This window comes from Chitinophaga sp. SVR4-12A (assembly GCF_056754765.1).
In genome coordinates this window covers 537,011-561,247 of sequence record NZ_JBPGWP010000001.1, presented here as the reverse complement: position 1 = coordinate 561,247, position 24,237 = coordinate 537,011, and the positions used below count along the sequence as shown (strand labels likewise).

The window sequence follows — 24,237 nt, the reverse complement described above, 5'->3', positions numbered from 1 at the left end:
CATATCAACATTCTAGCAATTAATAACCCGCGTGCCCTTATTATGTTCAATTAGTATCCAGTCTTTTTTATTAAGGTAAGTCGGGCTAACGGAGTATGATAATAAAAGCTCCGCCGGGTGGATGAGGGGCTGCCTCACCTGGCTGGTAGCCCGGACAGCAGAGACCTGAGGATCTATATGTTAAGGACCGTCGCTAAGGCTAAATGTTAAATCATTCATTTTAAAGGACTTGTCAGCCGGCAATCCCTTCTTTATTTTCATTTTCATCAGGCGCTACCGTATTTCCCGCAGAAAATGCGTAGAAGTACGCATTTTTCATTTTCTGCGTGATTAACGCTTGACTGCTCTTGCATTATTCCCAACCTTTGTATCATCAACCTGAGTACGAAAGAATCACGTTATATTTTGGAGAGGGGCAATACTTGGGTTAATATTTGAATTGGGCCTTTCTACCCATGTTTGTTTCTTCCGGTATGCAGAGAAAAAGAGAAGAAGAAAAAAGTCGGTTATCCAGGAGAGAGGATAGCTGGTCCAGGGTTTACTCGTTAACCCCTTTTTTTTAAACCTTTCAGACTATGAGTTACCTGTTAATTGGAAACATCTCTGCGCTAATCTGTGATGAATGTATTGAGCCGATGGCTAAAGGGCGCTTACGCATCTACCTGCCGGAAGGCCGTTACCCGTCAGATATGACCGGTAAAGGTAATTTCAATCCTCTTAAACAGCTTTCTCCCACTGAGGTGGTCCGGAAAGCAGATCGTTTGTTAGCTGAAACGGTGCTGGATGAAAGAGGCGACTTCCGCCTCAGTTGGGAAGAGATACATTTGTTTACTGAACCCCTGGAACTGGACCTGTGCCTGGAACAGATGCCCGGGCGCGCTTCAGGCAAGCGAAGCGTGACCCAGTATCATCTGAGCAGGCTGGTACCTCACTGGAAACGGACAAGAGACAAGTACCTGGCGGCCTTTGCGTATGTAATACCATCAGAACACTGGAACCAGATCAGGGGCAGTTACGGCACCTGGGTGATCAGTGGTACGGTTAAACATCATGGCGCCATGAGCGGCCAGGCGCAATTAAAAGTAGAAGTATATAATGCCCTGAACAAGCGCTTACTGGGCGTTGCCCAAACCAATGGCTTAGGCCGTTATAAAGTGCAGTTCGGCATCCAGGATATGTCAGCCGGCGTTTTACTGCCGGTCCGCCAGGGTCAATACCACAAAGGACCGGATGTATACTTCAAAGTATACCGTAAGAACCAGCTGCTTTGGGAAGAGGACATACAATCGGCACAAAGTCCTGAGCGAAGAGCGATCGCTCCCTGTACCTTACTTAATATCATCATTCAACCTTCCGCCATGAAGAGGGCGACCAGCCACCTGGCACAATGGCTCGGCAACTGGTCGGTGATGTCAAAGCAAAGGAAAAAGTATCAGGACGAATTTTTGTCATTAGCGCCATTCTAGGAGTTTTAGTTAGGAGTCATCTTGTTTGAGAGCCCCAATGTTCATACAAACAGCTACCTTTCAGCCAGTTCCCAGGTAGCTGTTTTTTTTATTTTATGGCACATTCTGTTTAATAGCCAGCGCAAATCCATCCGTGAGATTACCACTAACGGTAGTCAGCTGTACTCCTGCAGTATCGTCGCTGAAGATGTTATCGCCCGCATTGGAAGTATAACCCGGCATTCCTTTTTCATAACCGTTCACCAGTGCCAGCGCCGCCTGCCCCGATCATTCTCTGCCGTTCGTAAACAATACACTACCGTTCCTGAACCTTTTTAGCTTCCCCCGAAGCGCTGCTCTAATTTAGCAGCCAGCATGTGCCTGGAGACAGCAGCTGTTCCGAAAAAAACGGAAACGGTGTTGTATAACGGCACCTGTGCCTTTGTCTAAGCTGATCTATGTTCATTTAACAGGAGGACCCTATATCGATACCCGGGAGATAATGCTCTTCCGGTATACCTATGCGTATCCCTGGTGCTTGTTCAAAAAAAGATCATCATCTGAACTTAATAACTATTTCAATAAATGATGAACAGTAAACCGGGTTTTGCTTTTTTTATATTGGGTATATTAACTGTGACGGCCCGCGCCCAGACACCCAATCTCCAGGCGGTCACTGATCAGGGTAGTTTCACCAACAAGAGCATCGTTATCTGGAACAAAGATGGCCTGAATGTAGGAGTGGATGCAAGCACCAATTACAGCACGTCTTCTCATTACCTGAAACCCTCGCCGGCAGAGCCGAGAACATTACGTTTCGACTGCAATTCTTCAAGCGCAACCGGGGGCTGGGAGTTTTATAACTCAAATCTTAGCAGAACCGTCATGTTCATTAAGCAGTCTTCGGGCTTTGTAGGAATAGGCACTACAGATCCCAAGGCAATGCTGGCAGTTAACGGAGATATCTATGCTAAAAAAGTAAGGGTAACACCGGACGACTGGCCAGACTTCGTATTTGAGCCTTCTTATAAATTGCCTTCTTTACAGGAGCTGGAAAGCTTCATTGCGGAACATAAACATCTTCCCGAAATCCCTTCAGCAAAAGAGGTTAGCCAGCAAGGACTTGACCTTGGTCAAAACCAGGCGAAGTTGTTGCAAAAGATCGAGGAGATGACCTTACACCTGATAGCGCAGCATAAGCAATTGATGGAGCAGGAGCAGCGGATGAAAGCGCAGGACAGCATATTTACGGAACAAGACATGCGCCTGAGAAAATTGGAGAAAAGGAGTAATAATAAATAAGACCAGCTGCGATAATACCTATGAATAATAAATTATTCTTTTTAATACTTACTTTTTTGGGAATGGCTTTGATAGCCAGTTCTCAAACTCCCAATCTTCAGGCGGTTACTACGGCGGGTAATACAAGCACCAACAGCATCTCTATTAAAAATAAAGATGGATTGGGTTTTAGCGCAGATCCTGTCAATGGAAATATATGGACACATTACCTGAGGCCGTCTCCGGCTGATCCCGGTGTATTGCGTTTTGACTGTACATCTAATACCGTGGCTTCGGGCTGGGAATTTTACGATTCAGATAAAAGCAAGTCGCTGATGTATATCAGGCAAAATCCGGGCTTTATAGGAATAGGCACCATTAATCCTAAAGTTAAGCTGGCTGTTAACGGGGAAATACTGGCCAAAAAGGTAAGAGTAACACCCAATAACTGGGCGGATTTTGTCTTTGATCCTTCGTACGATCTCCCCCCTGACGGAAGTAGAAAGCTTCATAGCAGCGTATAAGCATCTTCCTGGTATGCCTTCGGCAAAAGAAGTAAGTGAAAATGACCTCGATCTGGGCCAGCAACAGGCAAAGCTTTTGCAGCAAATCGAGGAAACGGCCCTATACCTGATAACACAGGAAAAAAAGCTGTCTGCACGTGAGCAGCAGATAAACAAACGGCAGCTGTTGCTGGATGACCGCGAGAGACGCCTGGCAGCACTGGAGGCAGCAGTCGAGAACGAATAAAAGCGTGATAACGTTATTTAGGAAGACCCTATATCTATTATTATGTATAAAATATACAGCAAGGTACTCCCGGTAATGGTGTGCCTGATGGTATGGATGATGCCAGCTGCTTTTGCCAGCTCATTCATATGGCCCCCTATTTTACAGGATAGTTTACCCAACAACCTGGCTGAGCGAAGCCTGACCCATCAACCTGTGTTGAAATCGGCCGTAGTGACTGCTATTAATAACAGGGTGGCCGCTCTTCGCCCGGAGGATACTTTATCACCTACACTTCCTTTTGACAAGCTGGGGTTAAGCGGGCTTCATCCGGGCGCCAGGATGCAGTTTGTACAGTACATGAGCGCAGGTAATACCACAGCTGGTATTGCCAGGATGCAGCGCGCTTTTGATGGTATGAAAGATAGCGCCAGGCAAACGCTTTATATAGATAATAAGCTGCGGGGATTCTATGCTTTGAGGAATCAACAGCTTCCGGGAGGTTTTACCTTGCCGGGCAAGCCGGAGAACCAGCTGAAAGGAGTGTCCTGGACGTCTACCTATAGCGATTCTACAGCCATGATGTCTGGCTGGTGGAACGAGGGAACCGTACAGGATGTGTTTTCTGTTGGCAGTATTCCCTTTCAGCTCAATTACTCCACTTTATCTGGGTACGACTATACGAATACAAGCTTACAGGATGCTCATTTTATGAAGATCTCTTTTGATCGTGAGGCTTACCTGGATAAGATCAACCAGCAACTGCAGCGAAAATATGATCTTAAGAAATATTTCCTGGAAGACCTGGACGTGAAAGGTAGTATGAAAAAGTATGCTGCTGATCAACTGATGGCCATTAAAGGAGGAAAAGACAGTTTGGGAGCCGGCCTGTCTGCGGATCAGCTCATGTACCTGGACAGTGCACAGTTAAGCAATGTGCTGATCCGGAACAGGGATACTTCAGCCGCATACTATGATAAAGTGATGGCGTTGAAAAAGCAGATGGGGAGCGTAAAGGAAATGAACAAAATGCTTGGCAGCGGGCAACAGGTGAGGGGGGATATTGAAGGATGGCTGCAAAAACCGGAGAATACATCCCGGATAGCCGGAAATTTATTGCACATGAGCCCTTTGCAGCGGCTGATGATGAATATGAAGGAATTGAAGCTGGGTAGTATTGGCGCAAATGCCAGCAAAGGATCTTTGTCAGACCTGTTTATGACCGGGGCCAGTGGTTCCTTTTTGAAGGGAAATAAATTTATGATGCTGGCAGCCGGTAAAAGTAATGAACTGGGCGTCCAGGATGCCGGTTTACAATCTGCCACAGGACGGGGCAATTACAGTATGCAGTTTTTGCGTATCGGCCGTGGAGATATCGGGCGTAAACAAAGCCATGTTTCCGTGTTAAATGCAAATGCCAAACCACAACAACAGTATGGGTTCAACACGGCAGCGATCAGCAGGAATGTCTTTGTAGGGGCTGTTTCCCAACAAGTAAGGCTGGGAGAATCAGGAACCATCGATTTTGAACTTTCCAAATCCTCCGGCCAGTTTGGTAACAGCAGCCAGGATGCTGCTGCAGTGTCTAAATCTGCCGCAGGTCATTTCCTGGACGATATATGGGCTACTGCCTCCATTGGCATGGCTTATAACGGTGATGTGAAGAAGATAGGGCTCACCCACAAAGTGTACTTCAACTATGCCGGGTTGGGTTACGTGAATCCAGGCGCTCCATTCGCCGGCAGGGGAACGTTGCAGTACGGTTTTCTTGTAAAACGCAGCTGGCTGCGTAACAGGGCTGTTGTCAGCTTACGTACGGACATCCGTGATCTGGCCGTTTCGCCGCTGACAGACAATAAACGCAAAAGCCTGCAATATGCATTCGATGCCCGTTACCGTTTTACCCGGCGGTTTACGCTTAGCATGAATGTGTTGCAGAATACCTTAAATGAAACCACGGACGCCGGGAAATATACTGCCTTCCTCAACCGGAAGATGTCTTTTACCAGCCAGGCGAATGGAACGCTGGCCGGTAAATCTTTTAGCAATAACAGTAGCCTGGGCGTACAACAGCTGAATTATATGCAGCCCGATGCCCCTGTGAAAAGCCTTTTTATCAATGCAACATCCATGCAGACCTGGATGGCAGGGCCTGGTATGGTGATGATCAGCGCTTTGTACAGCCGTGATATCAATAATGCGGCTGTCTATAATAACCTGCTGAATACAGAAGCCGGTTACCAGTATTTCCTGTGGAAATTATCCTGTAGCAGTTCACTCATCTACCTCGATAATAAAGATGTTGTAACACAGGTGGGCCTCCGTCAGCAGGCAGCAGCGCAGCTTTTTAAGCGCTGGAGCCTGAGTATTTCTGCAGACGGCCGGCAGAACCTGAAGAATACAGCCGCCAATTATTACTATGGCAAATTCAATACCGCCATCTCTTTGCATTACCAGATAAACTAACAGCAATATGAAAGGATATAGCATATTATTGACAGGGCTGTTATGGTGTGTGTTATCGCCACTGAAAGCGCAGGTCACATTTTCCTTTATGCCTGAAATACAGGGACGCACACTGGAGAACATTTATAAAGTGAGAATGAATAACCCCGGTGGCCGCCAGGCTGCCAGTCTTGTGATCAATGTTACCGAAGCGAGATCGGGGGCGGTGGTGACAATACGGACCAGCACCTTTGATCTGCTACCCGGTATGAATACGGTTCCACCGGGAGCGGTATATAACGCCGCCGTGTCGTTTGGGGGAAGCAGGATCGCCACGGTAGTAAGGCAAAGCGGCTTTTTTCCTGAGGGGGATTATGACTATTGTTTCCAGCTATATGAAGGGAATGGTCACAATAGTGCATTGCTTGATGAACAATGTTTCAGTTACAACCTCCAGCCTTTCAGCGCGATGCAGCTGATACAGCCCTATGATGGAGATAAGTTGTGTGACAAACGCCCTTCTTTTTCCTGGCAGCCATTAATCCCTGCTGTCAATGGGGTAATGTACCGCTTGTTGCTTGTGGAGGTAAAAGAAGGTCAGCAACGTGCAGAAGCTTTGAGAATGAACCTGGCAATCATTAACCAACGCCAGATCCCTTTACCGGTATTGTTATATCCTTCCTTAGCTAACCAGTTGGTGGAAGGTAAGAAATATGCCTGGCAGGTAGCTGCCTATAAAAATGAGCTGCTGCTGGCAGAATCAGAGATATGGGACTTCACGGTGGAGTGTGAGCAATCTCCTGCCGACCCGCTTCCGGAAGCCTTCAGGAACCTGGAAGACCTGACGAAAGGTAATTTCTACCTGGCCCGGGGGCAACTGTTATTTGCCTTCAACAATACTTACGCTGAAACGAAACTGCAATATAGTATTCAATGCGTGACAAAGCCGGATCTGCAGATCAAGAAATTACCGGTAGTGAAGATCAGCAGAGGACAGAACCAGGTGGTGATCGACTTGTCTGGTAAAAGCGGTTTTGTAGATGGCTATTTCTACATCATGGATGTAAAACTGCCGTCAGGAGAACTGAAACAGTTGAGATTCATTTATAAACAACCTGAGGAGTGATGACAAGATATTTTATAGCGGGGTGCTTCATGCTGTTAGTTTGTGCATGTGGCGCCGGAAAAAAGGAGTTGATGCAGTCTGTAAAGGACCTTCAGCTGTTGCAGGAAAAAACGGTCAGTGATTATGTGTTCAGATTGCAGTATATGCCTGCTGAACCAGGCGCGGGGGGAGATACCTCCCTTGTATACTTCCGGTTGAATGTGTTAAACGCTGCCGGTACTCCTATGAAGAGTACCAATGATGTGGGATACAGCTACGGGCTGGATACCCTGTTCGCTTTTGTGGATGCTGCAGATACGATTCCCCCTGTCGATATTATCCGTGTTGCAAATGGGGCCATTAACGGAGTGGAATATATGCTGGTGTTTGACCGTGCAAAAGTGTATGCCCGGGAGGATTGTAAATTATTATTCAGGGATTGGCTGTTTACACACCAATTCATTTCCTTCCCGGTTAAGGGAAGTGCTATTGCCCACATTGATTCTTTAAGTCTGAAGATATGATGATCAGAAATGCGCGTGCCCGTGTACGGATCGCTTGTTTTTTTCTTGCTTTATTATTAGTGCAGGGGCTGATGCCTGCTGTTGCCTGGGCATTGACCTCTGGCCCGGCGCAACCGGAAACTAAACAGTTTCAGGCTGCGGGAACCAGTGATATGGTAGATCTTTTCACCGGTGATTTTAAGTATAATATCCCCCTGCTGGACGTGGGAGGATATCCTGTGAACCTGAACTATCAGTCAGGTGCAGGAATGGATGACGAGGCCAGCTGGGTGGGACTTGGCTGGAACCTGAATGCAGGGGCAATGAACCGTAGTATAAGAGGCATTGCTGATGACGCCAATGGAGATACGGTGACAACAGAGAGCTTTATGAAACCGAAGATCACAGGGGGCGGACGGCTGACTGTGCGGGGAGAGATCTTTGGTGCAGGCATCCAGGGCTCATTATCGTTGGGCGTATTTTGCGACAACTATACCGGGTATGGCGCTGAAATAGGGGCCAATGCGGGTGTATCGCTATCATTAGCCAACTGTGGCCCGTTAACGCCCGGTATTGGCGCCGGTGTGGGACTAACATCCAGCACAGCAGATGGGGTTTCAGTTACCCCGAATATTTCTGCCTCGCTCAGATATAACATGGTTGCAGGCAATACTGTCTCTGCTTCAAGATCATTGAGCCTTGGTTATAATACGAGGGAAGGACTGAAAGGCTTAACAATGAGCTCGTCTTTTTCCGTTACCGGAAGCAGGTATTGGCTGGAGACGCACAACCGCCATATATCGGTACATCAGGAGCATGGCGCCGCATCAGGCGAGCTTTTCAGTTCGTCCGTCAGCTTTAATACGCCGGCTTTTTATCCCAAAAGCAATATTACTTTTAAATCTACCAACTCAACATATAGCGGAGATATTGGTGGTACAGCCGTCGGCATTTTTACCGGCGCCGGTGTAACGGGATATAAAACAAAACGTGAGGTGCTGGACCGGACGAAGCAAAACAGGGCCTATGGCCTTCTTTATGCAGAGAAAGGTTCAAACATTCCTGATGCCATGATGGACTTTATGCGGGAGAAGGATAACCCGGTGATCCCTGACATGAATAACCTGGCATTACCCATTACAACGCCCGATCTTTTTTCTTACAGCAACCAGTTTGGGGGAGGGCAGCTGCGTTTGTACAGGCATAGCAGCGGGGTTGTTTTTGATAGCGAAACAAAAGATGTCTCCGACAATAAGTCCTTCAGCCTGGAATATGGCGCAGGAGCTTATTTTCACGGCGGAACGACCGTGTACCAGCAGGATATAACCAATACAAACGGTAAGTGGAGAGAGGATAACGGCTTTCTTGAAAAGGGTGATTTTGCCCCAAAACGCACGCTGGAAGAAGAGCCGGCATATTTCCAGCAGGTAGGTGAGAAACACGTGGACGATCCTGCTTTTGTAGCCAGGATACTTGGCGAAGACCCCGTGAGCGTGCCTTTATCGGGAAAGAAGGCGGAAGGCCTGCTCACTTCAACCATACGGGGAACGGTAAGCTCAGATTCTATGTATAAAAAAGATGGCAGGCAGCTGCGCCGCGCCGCCGTTACATATCTGACAGCCAGAGAGGCAACTGTTGCAGCGCTTGATAAGGAGATCAGGAATTATGACCTGAATAGAAAAGAGGGTGAGGTATTTACTCCGAAGCCTTGTAATGCTATGTCATACAAACCCATAGAGCGGGTAGATAGGGTCCGTAAAGCACATCATATTTCAGAAATGTCTGTTACGGGCGATGATGGAAAGAGGATGGTATATGGCATACCGGTTTATAATAAACGGCAGGATGAGTACACATTTGCATCAGCGCCGGGAGCTGCCGTTGATCCTTCCTCTAACCTGGTGCGGTTTGGCCTGACTGCAAACAATGAGATTGATTACCGTTCATCAAACGCCACGGATCAATATTATCATAAGGAATCTCAACCCGCTTATGCAAGCTCCTACCTGCTTACCGGTATACTTTCGCCAGATTATGTAGATATGACAGATGATGGTATCACGGAGGATGACCGGGGAACAGCGTTTAAATTTAACTACTCTAAACTGGAAAAGGATTTCCATTGGCGTACCCCATATGGAAAGGAGCCTAACCAGGCACAATTTAACCGTAGCTTAAATGCCGACCCGGACGATGACAAGGCATCATTCATATATGGTGAAAAGGAATTGTGGTATCTGCATTCCATTGAATCTAAAACGATGATCGCCTATTTCATCACGGAAGATCGTGAGGATGCACTTGGCTGTAACTGGTTGGGAGTAAAGGAGACGGATGTTAAACAACAGTTACTGAAAGAGATCAGGCTATACTCAAAGACTGACCTGAGCACCCCGGTTAAGACAGTGGTGTTTGAGTATAATTATAACCTGTGCCCGGGTGTACCTAATTCAGGAAAGGGCGGAAAGCTGACCCTGGAGCGCGTGTATTTCAAATATGCCAGTTCGAATAAAGGCGCTCATCATCAATACGTATTTAAGTACAATGAGGGTGAGGGCTATGGCTACCTGTCAACTGATCGCTGGGGCACTTTTAAACCATTCACTGCCAATGGCAAAGATGGTTTTGACGCCGCATTGAAGAACGATGAATTTCCTTATTCGGTTCATGATAAGGCGGATGCTGCAGTGAACGCAGGTATGTGGCAACTGAAGGAGATCACACTTCCTACGGGAGGCGTTATTAACGTTGAGTATGAATCGGATGACTATGCTTATGTGCAGGACAAGAAGGCCATGGATATGAGCACGATCACTGAAATATATGATGATGAAGGCAATGCCACTGATAACCTGCTGGAAGCAAAGACCTTTGGCATAAAGATCCGGGATGGAGCATTTAATACAACCGATAAGCAGGAGTTCCAGGATAAGTACCTCAATGGGGAAGATTACCTGTATTGTAAGCTGTTTATAAATGTCACAGATGAGGTTTCCTCAACAGCGGATTCGAAGTACGACTTTATACCCTGTTATGGAAAGATCAAAAAAGTTGATGTAAGCAATGGAATAGCTAAAGTAACATTTGAAGATGATACAGAAGGCGGCGTGCAGGTTAATCCGTTTGCCAGCGCAGCGTGGCAAAGAATGAGGCTGGAATATCCGCGATATGCCTATCCGGGGTACAAAAGCCGCATAACTGAGGACAAGCCGGTTACAGCTATCGTTACTGCCATTGCAAATGCAACTTCTAACCTGTCGGAGCTGCGTGAGAACTTTAATAAGAAAGCGCTGCGGAAGAAATTTGCAAGCCACGTTAAGCTGAACAGAAGCTTTGCGCGTGTGGTGAAAATGGATGGAAAGAAATTGGGTGGCGGTCTGCGTGTCAGGAAAATAACAATGTCAGATGCCTGGGACAGCATGGTAAGCGGTGAAAATGGCTCATCCTACGGCCAGGAGTATGATTATACGATAAAGAGAGGCGATGATGAGATCAGCAGTGGGGTAGCTTCTTATGAACCGGCAGTGGGAGGGGATGAAAACCCGATGCGCCAGCCAGTTAAGTATACCCAGAAAGTGAAATGGGCCCTGGACAATTTTTTCTACCTGGAAGAACCTTTGGCAGAATCTTTATATCCTGCCCCGGTGGTTGGCTACCGCGAGGTAAAGGTTCGCAATTTAGGAGCGGGAGGAGCAAGTGATCCACAAAACAAAACGGGATGGCTAAGCTATGAATTTTATACGGCAAAGGAGTTCCCGGTCTTTGTTCAGCAAACGGGGCTGCAAAAGAATTTGCATAAACCCAGCGCCTGGTCTTCATTCTTTGGTGGTAATGCTGTTTACGAGCAGAGCATGTCCCAGGGATATGTGGTGTTCCTGAACGATATGCATGGAAAGACGAAAGCCGAAAGAGTATTTAATCAAACAGGACAGGAAATATCGTCCTCTGAATATTATTACAATGCGGCCGAATCCGGAGGCTCACAGCGGCTAAAAAACGTGGTAGATGTAGTGGACAGCACGGGCCTTATCACAAGGGATCAGATCATTGGAAGGGACATTGAGATGATCACTGATATGCGCCAGTCGGAAATGAAGAATAAAGGAAAGAGTATTAACCTGGGTGTGGATGTGATCCCTTTTTATGGATTCCCCTTGCCCTTACCGCATTTCCCCTGGTCTCAGAATGATGATTACCGTTTATTCCGCTCATCGGCTGTAATGAAAACAGTGCAGTATTATGGTATGGTCAGCAAGGTAGTGAAAAGGATAAACGGGTCTACCAGTACGGCTTCCTACCTGCTTTTTGATAAATATTCCGGGGAACCTGTTTTAACGCAGTCGGAGAATGAGTTTGAAGATCCTGTCTATACCCTGAATATCCCGGCTTACTGGATGTACAGCCAGATGGGGATGGCGTATAAAACCCTTGGGACTGTATTCACAAATTTCGGTACTGACGACGATGGTATACCCAAGGCCGCATTCAGGCCATACCTTACCGCCGGGGATGAGTTGATCAATACCAGCACGGGATATCATACCTGGGTGGTTAATTCTCCCGCAGGAGGTGGCGTGAAATCGCTTCGCCTGATTGAGAGAACAGGTAGACTGGCCCGGGCTCAAAACGGGCTGGTAAAAATCTGCCGCTCAGGATATCGCAATATCCTATCAGCGCCTGCTACTGCCATTACAAGCCTTGAGAACCCGATAGTCAATAATAAGCTGATGCTTTTAAGCAATGAAGATCTGTCAGGATATAAGGTCTTGAATGCGACGGCCGTTTTATATGATGAGGCCTGGGGGCAGCCAACAGATTGTAATTACAAAAGCTGTCCGGATGGCTACGAAGAGCGTGCAGACGGCATATGTTATAAGCCTGGCCTGGTCAATAAAAACTTTACGTACACTATCCGGCCGGGAGGATGGTCGAGAGACTATGGTAAACAGGGCGCGCATTTCTACAATTTTAATGATCCGATCAACATAGGTACAAGCTCTGTTGATTACTGGCACGCGAAGCTGGATAATGTCGGTATCTGGCTCGAGGGATTGCCGGATTACCGTTGGTGGGGCGCAGAGAAGCTGCTGACCCTGCAAACCGGAATGAATGTATTTGTTGGTGTCTCGGGTACCAGGAAAATAAGAGTTGTTATTGATGGGGTGAATGTGGCCGGATCTGATGTAGTTCGCCCGGAGACCTTTGAAATATGGGCTATGGTAAAGTACTATTTACCAGCCGGTAAACACAGTATTCGTGTGGAGGCCTGGGCAGATTATACCGGTAAAACAGTTGGCGCTGAAATATATACAGCTGATATGAACACCTTGCAGCAGGGTACTGCCGAGGCTATTGATCCTACAATTATATTTTCAACCACCAGGTTGAAGGATGATCCGAAAGTATACCTATATGAACTGGACGATAACGGCAAACGGGTAAACGGTAACTTTATATGCCCGGATGGTGAAGACATCAGCATCATGAATGATTACCCCGATTGTGGTTCAAAGGTGAAGGGGGCATGCCCGGAAGGATATACAAGAAGCCCGGACGGACAATCCTGTATACCGAGTACTACAACAGAGGATACAGATGAGGGACTGACCCTGGCAAAAGGTAGTGAGCTGATGGTTTATTCGGCGCAGGGCGCTCTGTTTTATGATGCAAACGGAAATGAGGGCAGCAGGGTGGCGAATTCCTTCTGGGGCCTTATAGGAGCTTGCGGAAGAACCGGTGAAAATGACAGTACGAGCGAACCTACTGTTACTGTGGGCTCAGGATATTGCGGCCGCCTGAACAGAACCGGTATATGGCTGAAGTCATCTTATGAGGGGCAATGGATAGGGATCAATAACTGTCTGAAGGTGCCTGAAAGCAAAACTTACTATCTCGGTATGGGAGCAGACAACCAGGTGAAGGTGTTCATTGACGGGGTGCTTTTCAAACAGGTTTTGATGAGATGGAATTCGGACGGCGAACCTTTTTATGACTGGAAAGTATACCCGGTTTATCTAACAGCGGGACAACATATCCTGACAATTGAAGCAATGAATGATCTGGCGGGAAGCGACCGTGCGGTGGGGGTGGAAGTGTATAATAACACACTTAGCCAGCTTGTTAATGCTGATGCGGAATCTGATGTTACAAAAATATTCTCCACCGGCGATTTGCTTGATGGCAAGCCAAGAGATACCTATGTGAGGAATGCCTCCGGAGTGATCGTTAAACGCCGTTTCTCCTGTCCTTCCGGTGCGATAGATATCTGTTCCGGCAATTTAGGGTGTCCGGGTATTCCTGACAGTATTGCTATTAACCCATATCTCTATGGATACCTGGGGAACTGGCTGCCATATAAGCAAATGGCATGGCTTACCAGTCGTTCAGGCCAGGACCTGGTTACCAAGCCCACCGGTGGCGCAAATCTCCGCAGGAATGGTTACTATGAGAAATTCTATGCATTCTGGGTACGGAATAATGGCTGGCGTATGGCAACGAACGTTGAGTGGGTAACAACCAACACCATGACGATGTATGACAAGTATTCCCAGGAGCTTGAGAACAAAGATGCTTTGAATCGTTACAGTGCGGCGCGTTATGGATACAAATCCGGCCTGCCGGTTGCTGTGGGTGCAAACATGCGTCAGCGGGAAATATTTTACGACGGTTTTGATGATTATAAGTTCAACGATCAATGTGTAGGCATAAGACCATGCGAACCAGACCAGTTTAACATCAGGAAAGTGCTGGGAGATGGCTATGCGGATAAACTGGACGACCAGGATGCGCATAGCGGCAACTACAGCTTAAAGCTGGATGGACAGATCGAATTGAAGACCTACGTTTTCAGATATGAACATTCCCCCGGCATTTACATTGCGAATAACGCAAAAGGTGAATATTACGTGAGACCGGATGGCTGGCTGGGACTGCGAGGGTTCAACCCGGTAACAGGCAATAAGTACATCTTCTCTGCCTGGGTGAAAGACAATGGTGCAGCAGGCGGTGGGCCCGGTATTACATTGACGGTGAAAGGCCATGAGGTTGCGCATGAGGTTACGCTGGAAAAGAAAGCTACTGTAGAGGGCTGGAAACTGGTAGAAGGTGTATTGGATCTCCCGGCGTGGACCTCGGGCAGTCAATTGGAAGAAGTATCGGTTACATTGGCTGGTAATAACGTGAAGATAGATGATATCAGGATATTCCCTTATGACGGACAGCTGAAGACCTTCACCTATGATGACAAGACCCAGCGGGTGATGGCAGAGATGGACGAGAATAACTATGCCACCTTCTATGAGTATGATGACGAAGGCACATTGATCCGTGTGAAGAAAGAAACCGAAAGGGGGATCATGACAATTAAAGAGAACCGTTCTGCTTATCGTAAAGCTAACTAGTGAAAATATTGCTATACCATGAAATTAAGTGCTAAATATATAAAGATCCTTATACCTGCCGGTGTGTTACTGATCACCTCAGGCGCCTTTGCAATGATCCCTGGTTTTCGGGAATGGCTGGGCGCCAAACCGCCCGAAAAAGGAGAAAAGAATTGTGATCAGGGAAAATGATAAGCAGGAGAAAGCTATCATAGATGAGCTGACAAAGCTGTTGCATGCGATGGATACGGTTACTTACATCACCATTGCAGGAACGATGGATGCGCAGGACCTGGGGGAGATGAGCAATAACATTCAGGGCGATTTCTGTTATACCAGGGAGGGGAACCAGGGATATTACCAGTTTGGCGGTAATGAAATGATCTCATTGAAGGATGCCTACATTGTAGTCGCACATGATGTGAAGAAAATATTCGTGTCTGAACCGAAAGAGGTGGTGAACCCGGTGAGAATGTCTGCAGCAATGGAAGCCACCTTCCTCTCCAGGGAAACATACAAGGTGACACGCATGCCGGATGGCCCTCTTACACAGATCTCGCTGGTTAATGATAAACATGCCAGCTGCCGCGAATACCGCGTCTCTTTTGATAGTGCGGGTGTGATCCGCCGTGCAGTGATGCGGATGCCCAATCCCATGGAGTTGGAGGATATGTCGAAAGACAAAATAATAAAAGCGACGGTGCGCAGTTTCGAGCCGGGTGTTGTACGGCAGGACCTTTTGCGGATGGACCGGTATGTGATACTGAATGACGGACAGCTGACGCCTTCCGGGCGATTGAAGGGTTATGAAATAATTAAAGACTAGTGTTAACCGCTTAATGTTGAACATGTATATGCGTTCTGTTTACGCTAAAATATCAATGATAAAGGTGATGATGTTTGCCTGGCTGATTTGCGGAGTGCTGCAGGCAAAGGCTTTCAATGCTATTGAGGCTTACCAAAATCAGTTGCAGGGCACGATAAAGAAAGGAGATGTACTGATGCTGAAGGATGAAAAGTTCCTTAACAGTGCGTTTGACTGGCAGAAGATCCATAACAAGACAGTAAGCAATATTATCACCTTCGGATTGTATCGTGATCAGGCGGTGGTTTTGTCTAAAGCTTTTAAGTGTGAAATAGATCTGAAAGTAGAATACTGGGCTCAACCAGACCAGGTAGACCCGCTTGTCGCAGATGAACACGCAAAGCTGACCATCAACTTTGATCCGGCAGCCGGTGTTGCTTACCAGGATGCGGCTTCGTACCGTTTTACGAGCGGGCACAGGGTAAGGATCACGGTAAATGATATCACAAGCGCCGAGTTAGGGTCTCCGCTTCCTGCCGCTTTCAGGCTTACGAGCCAGGTGGTAGTGGAACGTTCCTATGAATTGGATCAGGATGCTGCGTTAGTTCCCCGTGTAATGCTGCAGCAGCCAACAGACCCGGGTGGACCTGCAGTGCCATCTACCGTATCGCTTTCCTGGAACAAGATCACCGGGGCGGAGGAGTACGATGTGGAATGGACGTTTATTGATGATGAATCAGATAACGGACGGAAGCTGGGGAACCAGTCAACAGGCATCACGGAAGATGACCTGAAGAAAATGTTCAGAAACAATGCCAGTCGCGCTACTGTGCAGAAGGAACAATTTGATATTTCCCTGGTGCATAATTCCCGGTTTTTATTGGTCCGCATTCGCCTGGTGCAATACCAGGAAGATGGTTCCCGCCAGGAAGGCCCCTGGAAATACCAGATCCAGGAAGGGGAAGTGACCAAACCGGGTGTTGTAGATCTGGCCGATAATCCCTGGCATCAAAATAACCTCAATTGGCAATATAATGCGGTGTATGCGGAAGACGGTAAAAAGAAGGAAGTAGTCAGCTATTTCGATGGGACCTTACGAAGCAGGCAAACGGTTACTGTCAATAACAGTGACAAAACAGCGGTGGTGCAGGAGACCATATATGACGAGTTTGGGCGTCCGTTGGTGAATATTCTTCCGGCTCCTGTTGCCGCATCAACGCTGAGGTTCTATGCCGGAATGCATCCTTCGGAGACCGGAAAATATAATTTCAATGATGTTTATGGTAGTGGTAGTGATTGTATTAATACGCCCGCTCCTTTAAATAACCTGTCGGGTGCGGCCAGGTACTATTCCCCACTGAACGATTTCAAGGATGATGCAAGCAGGCCAGAAAATAAATACATACCCGACGCAGAGGGATATCCTTTTGCAGTAACGAGATATACCGCCGATAATACCGGGCGTGTAAGCGTACAGGGAGGAGTAGGTAAATTATTCCAGCCCGGGCCTACGACAGTGAGCAAGGCCACGCGGCTTTTTTACGGTAAACCGGAGCAATGGGAGCTGGACAGGTTGTTTGGGAATGATGTTGGCTTTGCCAGTCATTACCTGAAGAATATGACTATTGACGGGAACGGCCAAATCAGTATCAGCTACCAGGATGCTTCCGGCAAAACAATTGCAACGGCCTTAACAGGTAAAACACCTGATAACGTTGATTCGCTGCCATCTAAGCCTGCTGCGGTGGAGAAAACGATCGTGGTAATGAACCGTGAATTTTCTTTTGACCCGTCGAGAATGAAAATTTCGGCTACTTCCACCTATGTGAATACGGTGTCCGGTACGGTAAAGCTGTCTTTTGATATACAGCAGCTGATAGAGAAGTATACTGAAAATGGCGTAAATATTTGCAGCAATTGTTTCTATGAAGGGAGTATCCTTATCACTGATAATTGTGGAAAAGAAATACTCAGGACTACCGGGTTGCCAAGCGGAAGCCTAACCGGAAGCTGCGGAGAGGAATTATTTACCTCAACAACGATCGAGACCAACATGGAGATCGGGGAATACTTCATCACGTATGAATTAAGCATCCCCGAGGAGGCAGTAAGGTCCTATACGAGGGATTTTGTGCGTAAGAATACCAATCTGAAGAAAGAGTGGTCATTTGTCAATGATGCATTGTTGGGCAAGGATTTCTTTTCCTGTTTCAATGATTGCGCTACCTGTAAGGAGTCATTAGGTGAATTAAGCGTATTTAGTCAACGTATCAAGGAACGCTTGCTGGCAGATCATGTAGATGTTGCGGGGAATGATGCTAATATCACAGAATGGATCAACAGCCTGTACGCATCCCTGGCTGCTCAGTGCGCAACACTGAGGGCATCCTGTGGCACTTCTGCCAGTCCCTGTACAGACCTTGAAAATGTGATGAAGAGAGATGTAAGCCCGGGTGGACAATACGCAATCTTTGATAATGCGGGAAATGCAGCAGAACCCACCATCAATGTATTAAATCTTTACTGGAGACAGGTTTTTAAACCACTACCCAAGGATTCGGCACGCTACATCCAGGAACAGTTTGAATTAGAAGATGGAAGTATTACCTCTCCACATGACAGCGCATTTACAGTACAGTTATTGATCAGGTATTGGAAGAGCGATTGGGCCGCCTATTTTGTTCAATATCATCCTGAGTACTGTGCGTTGCAATTCTGCCGTGACAATACCGGTTTGCTACAGTGGGATGAACAGCTACGTACATCAGCAAAAACGATCGCTGATATACCGGCCAATGCAAGTGGGGCTGTTTATAGTAAAAGTAATATAAGTTGGCTGGTAGATCATGACCCGTTCTTCTTAGGAAAAGGATCTGGTTTCAAATCAGCTTTTATTGATGATCTCACAAATTATTCCAGAAATGTAGCCGGTGTCAAAACAGCCGGTGCGCCGGTAAGAGACCTTGTGGCGTTTGTTGATTACATGCTTTATTGTGCGGATTACACGGGCTCAACAAATGTTAACAATATTCCGATTAAAGAGGCCGACAATTGGTCAAATTGTGCACCTGATGATAATTGCCGTATCCCAGACAGGGAATGGAATATGTATAGGGATAAATACCTGGAGCTGAAGGATAAATATTATCAGTTACTGAGAAATACGCCGGCGTATTGTGGTGGAAAGTGCTCAATAGGAGCGCCGGCTGCATACCCTGTAACTGGCTGTCCGGATATCTCGCAATTCATACTGGACAAGGATGCGAATCCCTGTTCCAATGGCTATATAGCCAGGGTTACCTATCTGGGCGCAGCATTAACAAAATCAATAACTGTCGATATTTATTACCCGGATGAATACAAAAACCTGATCATCGGAAGCTCCCGGATAACAATACCGGCAGGACAAACCCTGGTTGGTTTTTGCGTAAGGAACGAGATACCGCTTAGCGTACTGCGTATTGCCGCTGCGAACTGTGGTACAGCTACGGCAGATACTGTTTTTAGTTGTGCTGTTGATGCCAGGGAAGATAAATTTTCCAGGGTTACTTACGGTTATGATGATGTGAGGCAGACATCTAAAGTGCAATATACATATACAGGACATACCCCTCCCGTAGGCGCGTCTATATCATGTATTGTAAGATGGCAGCTCGATGATCCCGATATAGCTACTCGCTTCTCTGTAACACATGATAAACACGATTACTGGGAATTTGAACAACATGGAAGGATTGACAATTGGATACTTGAAATTGATACCTGTTACGAGGCGTCTGCCGGTTCGGGACCGGGATCCGGATCTGGATCTGGATGTAACCAGGCATACGCATACAAGACTTCACGTATAACTAATGTCAACTACGCTACCCCAGCTATTACTACAGATACAACAGTACTGAACGGAATGGTGAATGACGCGCTTGCGGCATTGATCAACCAGAATTGCGAGGCGCAGGCTGATGTATGGATGGGAGCATTGTCAGGGCAGCTGGATAAGCTGGAATACCTGGGCCTGAAGAGTACAGTGAGAAAAAAACTGATAGAGATCTGCAAGCTGGGTGGTGACGCAGACCACATTAACGGCGCCAGCACGTTGCCTGCCGGTAAAGCTACTGCAGAGGGGTATACGTCTTTTGGAGATGCACTGAAGGGAATCCTGAAAATCCCCTACAATATGGATTATAATCCATATTTAATCGACGCTCCTTATCCGTATGATGTCAAGCCTCAACCGGTGGAGAAGGTCCTTGAAGCTACCAATGCTGCTGTATGTGACCGTCTTGCTGAATTGACCGCAGCATATAATGCAGCGCAAACAGGAGGAACCTTTTATGCCTACCTGGTGCAGCAATATGGCCAGGCCATGAAGATCACCGAAGCTGAGCTGCAGTTGCTGGTAAAGGGTTGTAGCAACTGTCGTTACCTGCTTGAAAAGCCGGTGCAGCTACCGGTTTTCATGGAAAAGGGCGCGAAAGGTTGCATCTCAGCAACAGAATATAAGCAGGCAAAAACGGCTTTTGATGTCATTATGGGCAGCAGCCTGAATACGGATCACCCGAATTACGAGGTAATGTTTGCGAATTACCTGAACGGCCGTTTCGGTTTTACGCTGTCTTATGCGGAATATAAGGAGTATGCAGATGCGATATCAGCGAATCCATCCCTTACAGCCTTGTTATGTAATCACCCTGCATATACCAACGTTAAGCAGGACAATTACGAATGCCTGATGCAGACTATTGACGATGCGGCAGTAGCAGGGCATGTAGCGTATGAAGAATATATTGAGGAAGTAAAACGGCTTTTCCGGGCTGATTATATCGCTTACTGCGGTGCTAATAAGCCTAAGGTGTCGCTGAAAGCCCAGCAACAGATCTATCATTATACACTTTATTACTACGATCAGGCAGGGAATTTAGTTAGAACGGTGCCCCCGGAAGGAGTACATCTGCTGGATGAATCCCAGTTTGCACAGATTGATGCGGTTCGCAGGCAAAGAAGTACGGATTATGCTTGTACAAATCCGCAGGTAAGCACATCCAAGGCAACTGCATTATTACAGTTTACAAATGCTTTTGACCGTTCCGCCGCCGGAGCAATTGAAATGTGGACCTACAATCAGAATGCAGCTGGTGGTCAGGTCCTGGCAACGACCAGTGGAAGTAAATATTTATTCAACCTGTGTATCAATGGTAAATATCTGAATTTCGATGTATACACCATTACGCCACTTCCGGATAAGGAAACAGATATTGTATTATCGGCACATACAACCGCAGATCTGTCAGGTATTTTACCACTAACGCCATGGACGCATGTAGTGATCCAGGGAGATAAGCTTAACAAAAATAACCTGGAAATATATGTAAATGGTAAAGCCTGCCCACGGGTAGGAATAGAACCTACCGGCGCCTGTTTATGGGAAGTAAGAGCAAGTGGCACCGGCATTGTTTACCCTGAGAACCTGTCGCTGCTGAAGCAGGTGCGCTTTTTCAGCCGGAAGCTGAGCGCCGCTGAAATAGCTGCCAATGCAGGAGATGCCTGTATGAACTTTAGTCCTGCTTATGCCGCTTCACTGGAGAGCGCCAAAATTGAATGGGTACGTTTTGACGCCAGCACCCAAACACAGTACACGGCTATTTACCCGCAGCATACATTAGCGACTTCATATGCATATCAGTCGTTAAATGGCGTCGAAACTCAAAATACGCCTGACGGAGGAACCAGCCGTTTCTGGTATGATATGTTAGGCAGAATGGTGGTTTCCCAGAATGCAGAACAACTTAGCCCACTTGGAGGAGGTTCGAATCTCCGTTTCAGCTATACAAACTATGATGTACAGGGACGCATTAAGGAAGTCGGGGAGACCATGGGATTCTCTTTGGACGCAATACCATTCCTGTCTGCAGGAGCGGTGACTGATATTGGAACGAAGCCAAGGGGCCAGATTACCAGGACTTATTACGATGCTCCTAAGCCAGGAACAGTTGCCGCGATTGCCAATGCGCAGACAAATCTGAGGAAAAGGGTGACAGCCGTTACCTATGGAGAAGATAGTGATGGAAATGCTCAGCAGGCGACGTATTACAGTTATGACCAGTTGGGAAATGTGAAGACCTTGTGGCAACAGATAGCAGACCTGGATACAAAGCAAATTGACTACCAGTATGATCTTGTGAGCGGAAAGGTGAATAAGGTAAGATACCAGGCAGGCAAAACGGACCAGTTCCTTTATGGTTATGAATATGACGCGGAAAACCGTCTGATCAAGGCAGTTACGGGTGTTAACACAGTTTCTTCAAATGGATGGGAGATTGAGACGCCTCGCACTGATGCCAGCTATCGTTACTACCTGCATGGGCCATTGGCAAGAATGGAGCTCGGTAACGAGCAGCTTGTACAGGGGCTTGACTATGCCTATACTTTACAGGGTTGGCTGAAGGGGGTAAATGGCAACTACTTAACACCGGAGAATGAGATTGGGGGAGATGGGGTACAGAATACCGCGCGTAGCAATATTGCCCGCGATGCTTATGCGTATTCACTGGAGTACTTTAAAGATGACTATAAACAGATTGGAGGTGCTGCAAAGGCCTTCCCGCTGAGCTGGACTGCCGACCAGCCTACAGAGGTAGGCCGGGACCTGTTCAACGGTAACATAGGGCGTAGTACGCTGGCATTGAAAAAAGTAGCTGAACAGGCGCCAGTGGGATACACTTACCGGTATGACCAGTTAAACCGCCTGAAAGGGATGCGTCAGCATCCGTTAACAGTCGGGGCAACTGAGTGGGCGGCTGCAACAGCGGGTGATCCGTACAAGGAAGCAGTTACCTATGATGGGAATGGTAATATCCTGAGCTATTTGCGTAATGGTAGTAGCAAGGGGCTGGATATGGATCAGCTGACTTATACCTATTCCCGTGATGCAAATGGTAATTTGGTGAATAACAGGTTGACGCAGGTAGTTGACAATGCTAATGACGGTTTGTATACAGAGGATTTGAAGACTCAGGCTGCAAATAACTATACTTACGATAGGATTGGTAACTTAATATATGATAGGCAAGGTGCTATAAACTCGGTTAATTGGACTCTGTATGGGAAGATCAACAAGATTGTCAAGTCCGATAACAGGTCTTTGATATATAGATATGACGCGGCCGGTAATCGTGTATATAAGGAGTATACGAAGGGAGGTATTGTAGAGAAGACCTGGTATGTACGTGATGCGCAAGATAATGTACTGGCTGTATATGGGACTAAAGATGGTGACAACAAGCTATACTGGAAAGAACAACATTTGTATGGTAGTAGTCGCTTAGGTATCTGGACAGCTGATATAGATATGGCTACGGCTGCTAATGATGCTACCTGGTTAAAAAAGGGGCTTAAACGTTATGAGCTGACTAACCATTTGGGTAATGTGCTGGCGACTATTTCAGATAAGGTCGTGGATGAGGTGGCAGGAGATAAGGTAGATCACTACGAGGCGGAGGTGTTGAGTGCCCAGGATTATTATCCTTTTGGAATGTTGCAGCCGGATAGGCAGTGGAGTTTGGGAACGTATCGTTATGGGTTCAATGGGAAGGAAAATGATAATGAGGTGAAGGGAGAGGGGAACCAGCAGGATTATGGAATGAGAGTGTATGATCCGAGGTTGGGGAAGTTTTTGAGTGTAGATCCGGTGACGAGGGGATATCCTTGGTTCACACCGTATCAATTTGCTGGAAATACTCCAATACGAGCAATTGATTTAGATGGTTTACAAGAAAAAGATGTTGTAAACCGCACTTTAAAGTATGCACAAGATATGGCAGGAGCTCCCGCGACATATACATCAGTAAGTGGAAAAGTTGTTAAAACAACATATACTCTGCACGGGTGGCCAAGAAATTATTTATATTTTTGGGATAAATTGATTAAAAATACTCCCGAATATCTTAATGCGTGGAACACGCAGCGGGTGTCGGAGTATGGATATTCGCCAATTGCTACTAAAGACCAAATAGCTCATTGGGAAGCCATGGGTGAGGATGTTGAAGGCCTAAAGCCCAATGAAGTATTGGAACATCATCATGTCAACCAACAACGAACAGCCGTACCGCTGACACGATCTGAACATGCTAAAATACCCAGGCAAACTGCTAAGTCAATACTTAAGAGTAAATTGGGAATCGGTTCAACATTTTTAAGTTTCATAGCTGAAATAGCAGCGTTAAGGACCGGTAATCCTGATGCATTAGTCAACCAGTTCGGAAATCAGATAGAGGTTGGCGTTGTTTATAAAAGCAGATCATCCGATAATTATTTCACGCTGACTTCGTTGACACGTACAGAAAATGAAGCCAGTTCATCATTTGATATTTATTCATCATACCGCTATGATGACAAGCTAGGAAAGTATGTAGGTGCAAATAAGATAGGTTATGGAACGAGTTATCAACAATCAGGAGGTTATTCGGAAACTTACATTTACGATAATAATGGAAAAATGAAATCTGCTGATATAAGAGGAGCTAAAAAAGAGAACTATACCTTATAA

Annotated in this window: 12 protein-coding genes; 11 read left to right on the top strand and 1 reads right to left on the bottom strand. The window is 46.7% G+C overall.

All coding sequences use genetic code 11. The features are described 5' to 3' along the window. Positions 1 to 575: 575 nt before the first annotated feature. A complete protein-coding gene (locus tag ACR9Y8_RS02225; protein WP_481211593.1) occupies positions 576 to 1,466 on the top strand; it encodes a hypothetical protein in 891 nt (296 codons plus the stop codon). A gap of 93 nt (positions 1,467 to 1,559) precedes the next feature. Here ACR9Y8_RS02225 and ACR9Y8_RS02220 read toward each other — a convergent pair whose 3' ends face one another. Next, positions 1,560 to 1,688 carry a hypothetical protein gene (locus tag ACR9Y8_RS02220; RefSeq protein WP_481211592.1) on the bottom strand — a complete coding sequence of 43 codons (129 nt, stop codon included), beginning with the start codon at positions 1,686 to 1,688 and terminating at the stop codon, positions 1,560 to 1,562. A gap of 342 nt (positions 1,689 to 2,030) precedes the next feature. On the opposite strand from ACR9Y8_RS02220, the gene ACR9Y8_RS02215 reads away from it, so the two are divergent. The 10 genes from ACR9Y8_RS02215 (at position 2,031) to ACR9Y8_RS02170 (ending at position 24,237) form a co-directional block, all read left to right on the top strand. Beyond that, on the top strand, positions 2,031 to 2,747 hold the full coding sequence (locus ACR9Y8_RS02215) for a hypothetical protein (protein ID WP_481211591.1): 717 nt from the start codon (positions 2,031 to 2,033) through the stop codon (positions 2,745 to 2,747). Positions 2,748 to 2,809: 62 nt separating this feature from the next. Continuing rightward, on the top strand, positions 2,810 to 3,250 hold the full coding sequence (locus ACR9Y8_RS02210) for a hypothetical protein (RefSeq protein ID WP_481211590.1): 441 nt from the start codon (positions 2,810 to 2,812) through the stop codon (positions 3,248 to 3,250). A 13-nt stretch (positions 3,251 to 3,263) separates the two neighbouring features. After that, complete coding sequence (locus ACR9Y8_RS02205) at positions 3,264 to 3,476, top strand: hypothetical protein (protein ID WP_481211589.1); 213 nt, start codon at positions 3,264 to 3,266, stop codon at positions 3,474 to 3,476. A gap of 42 nt (positions 3,477 to 3,518) precedes the next feature. After that, positions 3,519 to 5,921 (top strand): hypothetical protein, encoded by a 2,403-nt coding sequence (locus ACR9Y8_RS02200; protein ID WP_481211588.1) that lies wholly within the window; start codon positions 3,519 to 3,521, stop codon positions 5,919 to 5,921. 7 nt (positions 5,922 to 5,928) lie between these two features. Further along, positions 5,929 to 7,026 (top strand): hypothetical protein, encoded by a 1,098-nt coding sequence (locus ACR9Y8_RS02195; protein ID WP_481211587.1) that lies wholly within the window; start codon positions 5,929 to 5,931, stop codon positions 7,024 to 7,026. Then, on the top strand, positions 7,026 to 7,529 hold the full coding sequence (locus tag ACR9Y8_RS02190; RefSeq protein ID WP_481211586.1) for a hypothetical protein: 504 nt from the start codon (positions 7,026 to 7,028) through the stop codon (positions 7,527 to 7,529). The genes ACR9Y8_RS02195 and ACR9Y8_RS02190 overlap by 1 nt, the downstream gene beginning before the upstream one ends. Next, on the top strand, positions 7,526 to 14,908 hold the full coding sequence (locus ACR9Y8_RS02185) for a carbohydrate-binding protein (protein ID WP_481211585.1): 7,383 nt from the start codon (positions 7,526 to 7,528) through the stop codon (positions 14,906 to 14,908). The genes ACR9Y8_RS02190 and ACR9Y8_RS02185 overlap by 4 nt, the downstream gene beginning before the upstream one ends. 18 nt (positions 14,909 to 14,926) lie before the next feature. Continuing rightward, entirely contained in the window at positions 14,927 to 15,079 is a 153-nt protein-coding gene (locus ACR9Y8_RS02180) for a hypothetical protein (protein WP_481211584.1), read from the top strand. After that, positions 15,063 to 15,713, top strand: coding sequence for a hypothetical protein (locus ACR9Y8_RS02175; protein WP_481211583.1), 651 nt, complete (start codon positions 15,063 to 15,065; stop codon positions 15,711 to 15,713). The genes ACR9Y8_RS02180 and ACR9Y8_RS02175 overlap by 17 nt, the downstream gene beginning before the upstream one ends. A gap of 28 nt (positions 15,714 to 15,741) precedes the next feature. Next, entirely contained in the window at positions 15,742 to 24,237 is an 8,496-nt protein-coding gene (locus ACR9Y8_RS02170) for an RHS repeat-associated core domain-containing protein (protein ID WP_481211582.1), read from the top strand.